This window comes from Bacteroides sp. AM44-19 (assembly GCF_003603395.1).
GTDB classification, from domain to species: Bacteria; Bacteroidota; Bacteroidia; order Bacteroidales; family Bacteroidaceae; genus Bacteroides; species Bacteroides uniformis.
The window spans coordinates 515,758-525,709 of sequence record NZ_QTNB01000002.1 but is presented as its reverse complement, the minus strand read 5'-3'; the positions used below and the strand labels follow the sequence as shown (position 1 = coordinate 525,709).

Sequence of the window (9,952 nt, the reverse complement as noted above, 5' to 3'; positions counted from 1 at the left end):
AATCCTAACTTCTTGCTAAAGAAGTATTTATTAAGCGACCATTCTGGGCGCACCGGCGTAGATCTGGGTCGTGGAAATGTGCTTGTGCCCGAGTATCTTGGAGAGCGCCTCGATGGTGCCGCCGTTGCAGAGATAGATGGTCGTGGCGAAGGTGTGGCGGCTTAGGTGGAAGCCGATCTCCTTGTGGATGCCGCAGGCTTTGGCTATCTGTTTGAGGTGCCTGTTGCACACGCTGTTGCTGGGCATGGGAAACACGAGGTCGCCTCCGGCAAGCCCTTTGTAACGTTCTATCAGCTCCTTGGCAATCTCCATAAGGGGGACGTTGCTCGACACACGGGTCTTGGTGCGCCGGGTGATGATCCATTCCTCGCCGTCGAAGTCCATGCGCTGTATCTTGTCATGGGTGAGCGTCTTTATGTCAATGTAGCTAAGCCCGGTGAAACACCCGAAGAGGAACATGTCCCGCACGAGGCTGGTCTGTTTCTTGACGAACACGGCGTTAGCCAAGGTGCGCAGCTCCTCTTCCGTGAGATAGCCCCGGTCGGTCTCCTGCATCTCAAGGCTGTACTCGCCGAAGGGGTCGGTGCGGACGATTCCACGCCGCCACGCCTTGTCGGTCAGGCTGAGCAGGGGCATGGTGTATATCCAGAGGGTGTTGGCGCTCAATCCCTTCTCCACCCGCAGGTACTTGTCGAAATCGGTGATGATCTCCTTGGTCAGCTCCTTGTAAGCCATGTCGGTGCGCTTCTTCTTCTCCCAAAGGAAGGTCTTGAAATGGTTGTAAACAGCCAGATACTTGTTGTAGGTGGACTTGGCTCGCTGCCCTTTCTCGACCATCGCCTCAAACTCCCGGTTCATGTTCCCGAAGTCTTTGAGGATGCAGTTCTCCATCACGCCGACACCGAGGAAGGCGTTGCGCAATTTCTCGGCGGTGACGAAATCCTCTTCCCGGAGGATGCGGTGGTAGTGGTTGGTGAGCCGGGCGGAGACCTCCTTCAGTTGCCCGTTTATCTCGTTTGCCTCGGCGGACTTGCCTTTCGCCTTGCCGTTCTCCCAGAGGTCGGGAGTGACAAACAGCTTGGTTCCCACCGCCTTGTCATCCCCGTCAACGGAGATTTTCACCATGATGGGGGCTTTCCCGTCCCGGTTTCTCACTGCGGATCTCTTGATGTAGAACGAGGTCGCAAACGTACTTCTCTTTGTTTCCATAACTCTAAAATTTTCGTTTCTAAAGGTAGTTACTTATTTCTTACCAAGAGCTATGCAAAACAAGGCAAAGCGATGAAACAGAACTCGTTATGCCGCATATACCCCGTTTCGGAACCGGTAGCTGTTTAGTAGCCGAACTTTGTCCGAAAGGGGTGTTTTCAGGCTTTTTATGCCGAAGCCTGCTTCAACCCGCCCTGCATACAAGATGCTGACCTGCATTTATTTATGTAGAACTTTGCTTTTCTTTGCGCCTTATGCCGATTTTTCAGAGAAAAATTAGCGGGATACTGTTCAAAAACCGGTTATTTTATTTAGCTTTGTATAAATGAGAGAGAACAACAAGATGCAAAGAGGGGCCTTTTTCTGCTTATGGATATTATTTACATTCTCATTGTTTGCGCAAAACAAGGAGAACGGTTCTGTCGCATGCGACAGCATCGTATATAAAAATACCTTCAGAAAAGCATTGAAGAAATTCCTCAACTTCAGCGACTTCGACACTACCTATATCAGTCCCAACCGGTACAATTACGCCCTGATGCTCGACCATTTCACCAATTACGAATACTACTCCGTGAGCAATGACGGCCAGCGGCTCCGTTTCTCGCCCAATCCGCACAACAAGATAGGCGCCTACTTTGGATGGCGGTGGATATTCCTGGGATGGGCTGTCGACACGGACTGGCTCTACGGAAAGAAAAGCAAGAAAAAGCGCGGCACGGAGTTTGACCTCAGCCTTTACAGTTCCAAACTGGGAGTGGACATTTTCTACCGTAGCACCGGAAACGACTACAAGATACACAAGGTATCCGGCTTTTCCGACGAGATTCCCTCCAATTATTCCGAAGACTTCAACGGATTGAAAGTAAAGATGAAGGGATTGAATCTGTATTACATTTTCAACAACCGGCGTTTCTCCTATCCGGCCGCCTTCAGCCAGTCCACCAACCAGCGCCGCAATGCAGGTTCTTTCATTGCTGGATTCTCCGTATCCACCCACAATCTGGACTTCGACTATACCAAGCTGCCCCAAATCATTCAGGAAAACATGAATCCGGGCATGAAGGTGAAGCACATCAAATACACGAACATCAGCCTCAACGTCGGCTATGCCTACAATTGGGTGTTTGCCCGCAACTGTCTCGCCTGCCTGTCGTTCAATCCGGCGGTCGCCTACAAGACATCGCGCATAGAGAAGACCGAAGAACGGGAAGCGGACGACTGGTACAAGAACTTCAATATCGACTTCATCCTGCGTGCAGGCGTGGTATACAACAACAGCAAATACTTCGTGGGTACCTCATTCGTAGGCAGGACATACGACTACTACAAGAACAGTTTCTCCCTGAACAACGGGTTCGGCATCCTCCAAGTATACGCCGGATTCAACTTCTATCTGAAAAAGGAACACCGGAAAAGTAAGAAATAGGATAACCGGACTTCACCCCTCTCAGAAGCTGTAAGCACACTCCACCCCTACTATATTCTTCCGCTTATCCTGCTCCCACTGCCTGCAATAAAAGAGGTCCGCCTCCCAGCGCCCGGACAGAGGCAACGTGATTCCCCCGCGATAACGCATCCGTTTCACCCCGAAATGCTCGGTCCTGTTCAGACCATTATACATCTCGACCGAAGCATACGGCTCCAGCTTGCACTTCGGAATGTCATAGGCAAACTTCGCACGCGAACGCAAGCGGAACTCATCCCTATGCCCATCGAACGTATGCTGAAAGCGCTCACGCAAAGACAGTTTCACCCTTTGCACACGGGCAGACAGAGTGCCTTCCAAACGGTAGCGGTGCCGGAACTTCCAGCCATCCGCCCCCCGGTTGCGGTAATGCGTCTCATACCCGGCTCCAAGCTTCAGGAAAGGCAACAGCTTATAGCTTCCCCCCACCTTCAGCCCCCACCGGTCTGTCTTTCCCAAATCATCCTTTGTACGCCACTCCAGCCCACCGGAAACAGTAAATGCCGGCTTCAACTTATATTCGAAACCGACATTCGCCCAAGTGGCAAAATCCTTCTCCTGCGCCCGCAGGGAAAAAGACGAAACACCCAGCAACGAAATCAGCAAAACGAGTGCTTTCGTGCACGAAGATATATTACTTACCATAAGCCGTTTTTTGTTAAAGCGCCAAAGGTAAGGATAAATTCTGTAACAATTCTGTAATACTACAAATCTTGTCTGCACATTTCCGATACTTCAATAATACTTAAAAACAGAAACCGAGATATAAAGTTTCTCCGTTCATCCATACAAAAGTTCCGGGAATCAGCAAAGCGCATTTTCCCGGAACAACAATACCTATTGAAAACTTTCCGGTCTGTATCCGACAGACCACGAGACTTAGTCTAAGGTTAATCAGTTTCTCTATTCATCCAAAGTCTTCATCCACGACTCTATTTTTTCCACCATCGGAAGTTCATAAAGATACAGCCAATCGCTGTTATTGGTCATTGCAGCAAGATGGCGGTGGTGATTCTGGTCGGCAATATACCCCTCGGGATTGCTCATGAAGCGGGTTTGCGAATATACAGATTCAAGCTCCGCACGCATCTCCTTAAAATAAGAACACACCTTTTTAATCTGCCTCAGACTTGCCGCACGCTCATCCTCTCCGTTCGCTTTATCATAGTTTTCCAAAGCCATCAATAACCGTACCGGATAGTTCAGCAAACGTCCGGTCTGCTCATAAATATCCAATGTATAACGATTGCGCAAAGCATGGGATTCTGCGTCCTGCAATCCTTTGGTTATTCTTTCATAGCGCGCGGCTTCAATACGGGCAGAATCCAATCTATTCTCGTACTTCCTGCTCCACTTTCCCGGCGCCCCGGCATCAGGCAGTTCTATCAAGGTAAAAGCCTCGGTCACTCCCCAAGCCGGATTCCTCGAACCGGAAACAACCAGCGCTCCGTCAAAGAAAAAGGCGGCTTTCTCCATCTCTGCCAGAAAATCCATCTGTTTCCGTTGCAAACCAAACTCACGCCGGGCATGCGCTGTGATGAAATCTTCTATCGTCCTCCCGCCGGGATGCCAGCCATACTCCCCTTGCGCTATGAAACCGCGCATAACAGTTTCCAGATGGGCCGAGCCGTCATCCCATGCCGTGGTCAAAATTCCCTCCAACTGATTTTCGGCAACCAAAGCGCAAAAATCCTTGATATACTGTACCCTGGAATTATTACGCGGTATAAACGGAGTTTCCCCGGTAGACGCGGAAGTAGCTCCCATCACCTTCAGACCTTTCTTATGATACCAATTAAGCAGCATCCGATGTGGCAGAATGGTAGGGTCTTCGTAATGCCAGCGCATGTAGATGCAGTTCTTGGGAAACATATCTATCGCTTTATCCAATTCCGCCGTATTCCAGTTCTTCATGACTTCATCGTCCGGCACATTGCGGTGCAGAAGCCACCACAGATTGGCATATTTCAACGGCATATCGTCCCAGAATATAGGAGTCCGCCCGTGTGCCACCGCAAAATCGCATACCTTTTTAAGCCACTCCATCTGCAACTGAAAAGCCGTTTTGCCGGTTGCCTTACAACGCTCATCAATGCCGATGGCCGATATTTCATCGCCGCCTATATGGAGGTATTTGCTTTGTGGCATCGCTTCCATAGCATCCCGATAGAGGTCGAACAGAACTTCGTATGTGCGGGGATTGGAAGGACAGAATTCCCAATCACTCTTTTCACTCTCGCGCAGCTCCCAGTGGTGCTTCAAGATGAAACTGGCGTGTCCCAACCCTTGCACCAGAGGGCTGATGTTGATGTTCCGTTCTTCGGCATAGCGGCAGATGGCTTGCATTTCCTGCTTGCCGATGGCGTTTGGCGCACCCACTTCGGGACGACGGGTATAGCGCAGCTTGTCCTCCAGCTCCCATATCACGGCATTCACTTTATACCTTGCCAGTTTGTCAATCATGCGATAATAGTATTCCGTCCGGTCCAGATGATGTTTTGTATCCAGATGTACGGCGCGATAGGCTATAGCCGGATAATCCGTAATTTTCATCGCCGGTATCTCCAATGAAAACTGTCGGCTGTCTTCCATCAGCTGCTCCAAGGTCTGGCAACCATAAAACAGTCCGGCCTGAGAACGGGCACGGATGGCAATTCCTTTGGAAGAGACTTCCAATACATACCCTTCGGGAGATACGGGCACATCCTTTTCGGTCATCGAGAGTGTCACGCCTTTTACCCCTTTCACCGCATATCGCGGAAGCGCATCCAGCATATTTCCCAGAACCGGGATTTCTCCTTCCCCTTTCATGGTGACAAAAGAGAGTTCACCGGCACTTATGCCTTTCCCTTTCTGAATTTCCATCTGCTGCGGCAGAGGCAGTATCTGAAATCGTTTATCCAGACCGACAGCACTCATCCTTACTGACAATCCCAGCAAAAAGAGCAATACAAATATTTTTTCAAGTTTAATCATAATCATCCTTTTTTAATATTCAGCAGAAATCTTTTTCAACATACCTTGTGCTTCCGTCACTATTTCCCCTGCGAATCTTCCCGAAGTCAACGTAAACTTCTGCACAACGGGATTCATCAGATTGGTGGAGAGGATGCGCATTTTTTCATAATCCTGTATACCTTCGCGAAGCAATTCAAGACGAATGCTCGACAAGGGGACTGAAGACAAAGAGTTGTCACTGCGATAAATCAGGCTGAAATCCCCCGCCGTGTTATTTCCATCCCTCACATCCTGCGGGTCGGCCTTGGTCCAATAATCGTAAGCCCATCTCAAGAATCCGTTCAATCCTTTGGCTTTGGCATACCAAGCCACCCACACCATCTCTGCCGGATTGTTATCCAGACTTACATAGGCATTGGGGATGCTCTGCGCGCAACTGGTATAGAAAGTGGCAACAGCATTCGTCGATGTGCGGTCATATCCCAAAATGGTGCTGTAGTCATAAAAAGCACTCTCCACATCGGAGGAGACGGCACTACCGGCAAGTCCTATTTTCCAATCCGGATTGTGCTGCTTTATGAAAGATACCACCTGCCGCATTTCATCTTCCCTGATTTCGTCCATATAAAGAACAGTCTTTTCAAACCAACCCTTCGTTTTAAGATGACGCTCAAAGGAATCCAGAAACTCATTCCAAACAGTCCGGTATTCGTCACTCCCCACTGTCAGCTTCAACGTCCGGGCTTCGCCCGAAGCATCGGTATATCCGATGGAAGTGTTCCATCCCACCAGAGAAAAACAACTGATTTGTCTGCCAATCCCCCACGACATCATCTGAGCGACAAACTTGTCGAAACCGGTATAGTCGAAGCTCCATTTCCCATCAGCAGCCTCATGCCACTTAACCATGGTTTGACCTTTGTTGAAAGCGCCGTCCTTGATATAGGCAGTGATAACCTTTTGTCCGGCATCAGCCAGCAACTGATAGAATGGTTTCACCAGAGTGAAATACTCACTCGAAAAAGGAGTAACTTTTTGCCCATTATCAGCACACAAGCCGGACAGCTGGAAAGGGAACTGCCATAAATCCAAATGGAAAGCCCATTCGCTCACCGGAGGCAAGGCATGATTGACAACCAGCAACCTTACCGTGAACGTCAGTTGCACCTCACCACCCGATTTTACGGTGACCGTGCCTTCGTACTCTCCAGGCGCGGTGCCCGCAGGAATGTCGGCAGTCAGCCAAAGTTTTACCGGTTCCGAAGCAGTCACTGTTCTGACTGCCTCTTCGGACAACTTATCCGCAATCTGTACCGAAGTATGCGTGCGGTATTCATTGCAAACAAGAGCCTTTTCATCTCCCAACACATAGGATGGAAAACGCAAATGCAGATTGGAAGAAGCAATACGGTTGCCGCCGGACAGCAGGTCGCCGATTTCGTACGTCAAGTCATCATACCGTTTTGATTCCGTCCAAAGCACAATCTGCTTATGCACGCGCTCATTCTGCCATACGGTGTCTTTCCATACCGTAGTCACCAGCCTATCATCCTCCTGCCCGGTGAACTTCTGTCCTTTAGCATATCTCACAAACTTACTTTCAAACGAGCCTTTCAAAGTCTCCGAAGGGGTAACGGGCGGCTCGGGATTGACCGGCAGTTCCGGTTTTTCAGTGTTTCCGGATGGCGCCTCGTCCGAACAAGCACTCGTTCCAAGGGAGAAAAAGAACAAAGAAGACAATAATAATGTAATTTTTTTCATAAGTGTCATCCGTTTTTCTTGATTGAATAGTCATAATACGGCGGCTGACTCAAATTCAGTGTAATCGTATAATTCCCAGCCGTCCCGATTTCTATGTCCGTACCCTCTTCCGACAGTTTGGAAAGTCCTTCGGACGCTCCATATACAATTATCGGGTCGCCATAACCGACAGCAATGGTGGTAAACTTCAGCGTTCCTGGCGACAAATCCGTATCCAGGCTCCAGAGACGCGTTTCCGAAGAATAGGTCATAGCCTTCAAGGAACTGATGGCAGAGCCTGTAACCGCCCATTGCGTGTGGAGCAGCGTCATCACCTGAGTCGCCGCATCGAAATTAATCTTCCATACGCCCGGAGAAGTAATTTCGGGGGTTCCGTTATTGGAAGTCCAGTTTCCCCAAGGACCATCGCAAGCAAAAACATTTCCACCGGCAGACTCTTTCTTCACCATCTCGAACGAGCAGCTTGAACCGTCGGCTCCACCGGAGAAGTCGTAGTAGGAAGACAAATCCGAAGCAACAAGACCGATATTATCCCAATTCGTTCCGGTCAAATCAATATATCCCTCAAACTTGGTATCATAGTTGATGGAAGCAATCTTTTGCGATTTGTCCGGATTGACATAATATCTTTCTCCTTCCGGTCCATAGTCTCCGGTTTTGACGAAGTACATAAACGGCGGTTCATTGTAGACCATCTCAACAAAATAGCTTCCGGTTTCCATGCCGCGTTTCAAGACAAGCTCCCATCTGTTGCCGGTAAAAGTCACCTCGTCACCTACGGCAACGTTAGCCTCAGCCGAGGCATCTGCAAGAACGATTGATTTCACAACGGCCTTTGTCGAAGCCTTTCTGACCTCAAGGGTCAATACATTATCCAGCGTCTTGTCTTCCTTCAACCTGGGCACCGCCACATAGTCCATACCCTCGACCGACAACACCAGAGAAGATACCGGAGACACTATCGTGGGATTGGCAGGCAGTTCTTCGCTGCTGCAAGACACTCCACCAACCAAGGTACTTAAAAGTACCCAAAACAAAAATATATTCTTTTTCATCTTGTTCGTTTTTTTAAGGTTATTGTCAATATCCGGGGTTCTGCTTTACTCCGGTCATAATCATTAACTGGTCATTCGGTTTCGGCAGCAGATAGTTATGGTCGTCTATCGTTGATTCCGGATACCAAGGAGACAATTTCTCTTTCAACAGATAACGGCGGCAGAGGTCGAACCAGCGGTTACATTCAAACGCCAGCTCCCAATTTCGCTCGTCAAGAACCGCGTCATCAAACTGTTTCGCCGTCAAGCCGGAAAGTTCGGGCAAGCCTGCCCTTCTGCGAACTTCATTCAGTGCATCATAAGCCTTTTGCGAAGGGCTTCCTTCTGCAAGATTGGCAGCCTCGGCATATATAAGCAATATATCAGAATAACGCAACATGCAGTAAAAGCCATCCGCATTCTGCCCGCTCCCGATGGGCGCATTGTAATATCCGCCGCTTGCAGGACCGGCATCGCGCAGTTTCCCTACGTAGGGCTGAGCCGTGTTTGTCTGCTCCCACGGGGTTCCGTCTATCATGGTCAGATAAAAAGTACCTTTCACACGGCTGCCATCTCCTTTAGGAAACATATCAAAGAAGCGGCTGTCGCTTGTCCAGTCGGCCCAACCTCCTTCACCATTGGCATCGGGACGAGTGGCACGGAATTGATAACCGCCCGTCCTGCTGATGGAATTGCCATAAAGGGTGAAAATAAATTCGGAATTAGTCTGTCTGTTATCATACAGCCACAAGTCGAAGAAATGTCTCTCCAACGAATAAACTTTCTCATTGATGACTTCTCCAGCCTTATCACGTGCCAGCGCATAGCATGAAGTGTCGTTCAACGGGAAGCCTGCCATAGTGAGATATACCTTTGCCAGCAAGGACTTTGCCGTCCAGCTTGTGGGACGGGTACGGTCTTCCCGCTTCGAAGGCAGCGTCGTTTCCGCCGACTGCAAATCCACAACAATCTGTTTATAAATATCAGCTATGGCAGCCTGCGGTTCCACCGACGCATTCTTCTGATTGGCCTCCGTCAGTAAAGGAACCTCACCAAACCAGCGGACCAACTGGAAATAGCCGAAAGCACGGAGGAATTTGGCTTCGCCGTCAATGGGGCTCAACTCCTCTGCCGTGAGATTCGTATTCTGTGCAACCAGTTCTATCGTAGTATTACATGCACTGATGCTCGAATAACAATTGTTCCATAAAATATCCGTCACTTCTTCCGGATTGCCTACTGTGTTAATGTTAACCTGCTCGAATCCTTTCCATCTGACTACCGGGGTACATACATCTTCAGCACCGGCACACGCAACGTAGGGTGCATCTTCTCCATAGAGCTTGACAAGGGGGGTATAAGCTCCGGAAATATAACTGTTGAAATCGACAATTGTCTTAAAGAACTTGTCAGATGTGGGCTGTCCGGTCAAATCTTCCGATAAATCGGCACATCCGCAACAGATGCTAACGGTCATCAATCCCACTACCATTCTTTTTATATTCATCTTTATTTTCATAAT

6 protein-coding genes and 1 pseudogene are annotated in these 9,952 nt (G+C 49.1%); 1 reads left to right on the top strand and 6 read right to left on the bottom strand.

Going from position 1 to position 9,952, the window contains the following annotated elements; all coding sequences use genetic code 11:
- Positions 1–54: 54 nt before the first annotated feature.
- A pseudogene (locus DW947_RS06570) lies at positions 55–1,209 on the bottom strand (site-specific integrase); the annotation flags it as partial.
- 325 nt (positions 1,210–1,534) lie between these two features.
- On the opposite strand from DW947_RS06570, the gene DW947_RS06565 reads away from it, so the two are divergent.
- Positions 1,535–2,638 (top strand): DUF4421 domain-containing protein, encoded by a 1,104-nt coding sequence (locus tag DW947_RS06565; RefSeq protein WP_005832729.1) that lies wholly within the window; start codon positions 1,535–1,537, stop codon positions 2,636–2,638.
- A gap of 21 nt (positions 2,639–2,659) precedes the next feature.
- Here the strand turns inward: DW947_RS06565 and DW947_RS06560 are convergent, their stop codons facing one another.
- The 5 genes from DW947_RS06560 to DW947_RS06540 form a co-directional block, all read right to left on the bottom strand.
- Positions 2,660–3,322, bottom strand: a complete 663-nt coding sequence (locus tag DW947_RS06560; protein WP_005832731.1) for a DUF2490 domain-containing protein — start codon at positions 3,320–3,322, stop codon at positions 2,660–2,662.
- A 258-nt stretch (positions 3,323–3,580) separates the two neighbouring features.
- Positions 3,581–5,653 (bottom strand): family 20 glycosylhydrolase, encoded by a 2,073-nt coding sequence (locus tag DW947_RS06555; RefSeq protein WP_057281732.1) that lies wholly within the window; start codon positions 5,651–5,653, stop codon positions 3,581–3,583.
- A 12-nt stretch (positions 5,654–5,665) separates the two neighbouring features.
- The gene (locus DW947_RS06550) at positions 5,666–7,396 is read right to left on the bottom strand and encodes a DUF4091 domain-containing protein (protein ID WP_057281731.1); all 1,731 of its coding nucleotides are present in this window, start codon (positions 7,394–7,396) and stop codon (positions 5,666–5,668) included.
- Between the two features lie 5 nt (positions 7,397–7,401).
- On the bottom strand, positions 7,402–8,451 hold the full coding sequence (locus tag DW947_RS06545; protein ID WP_057089556.1) for a hypothetical protein: 1,050 nt from the start codon (positions 8,449–8,451) through the stop codon (positions 7,402–7,404).
- Between the two features lie 25 nt (positions 8,452–8,476).
- Positions 8,477–9,937: a RagB/SusD family nutrient uptake outer membrane protein gene (locus DW947_RS06540; protein WP_081027331.1), complete on the bottom strand. Its 1,461-nt coding sequence runs from the start codon at positions 9,935–9,937 to the stop codon at positions 8,477–8,479.
- Positions 9,938–9,952: the final 15 nt, after the last annotated feature.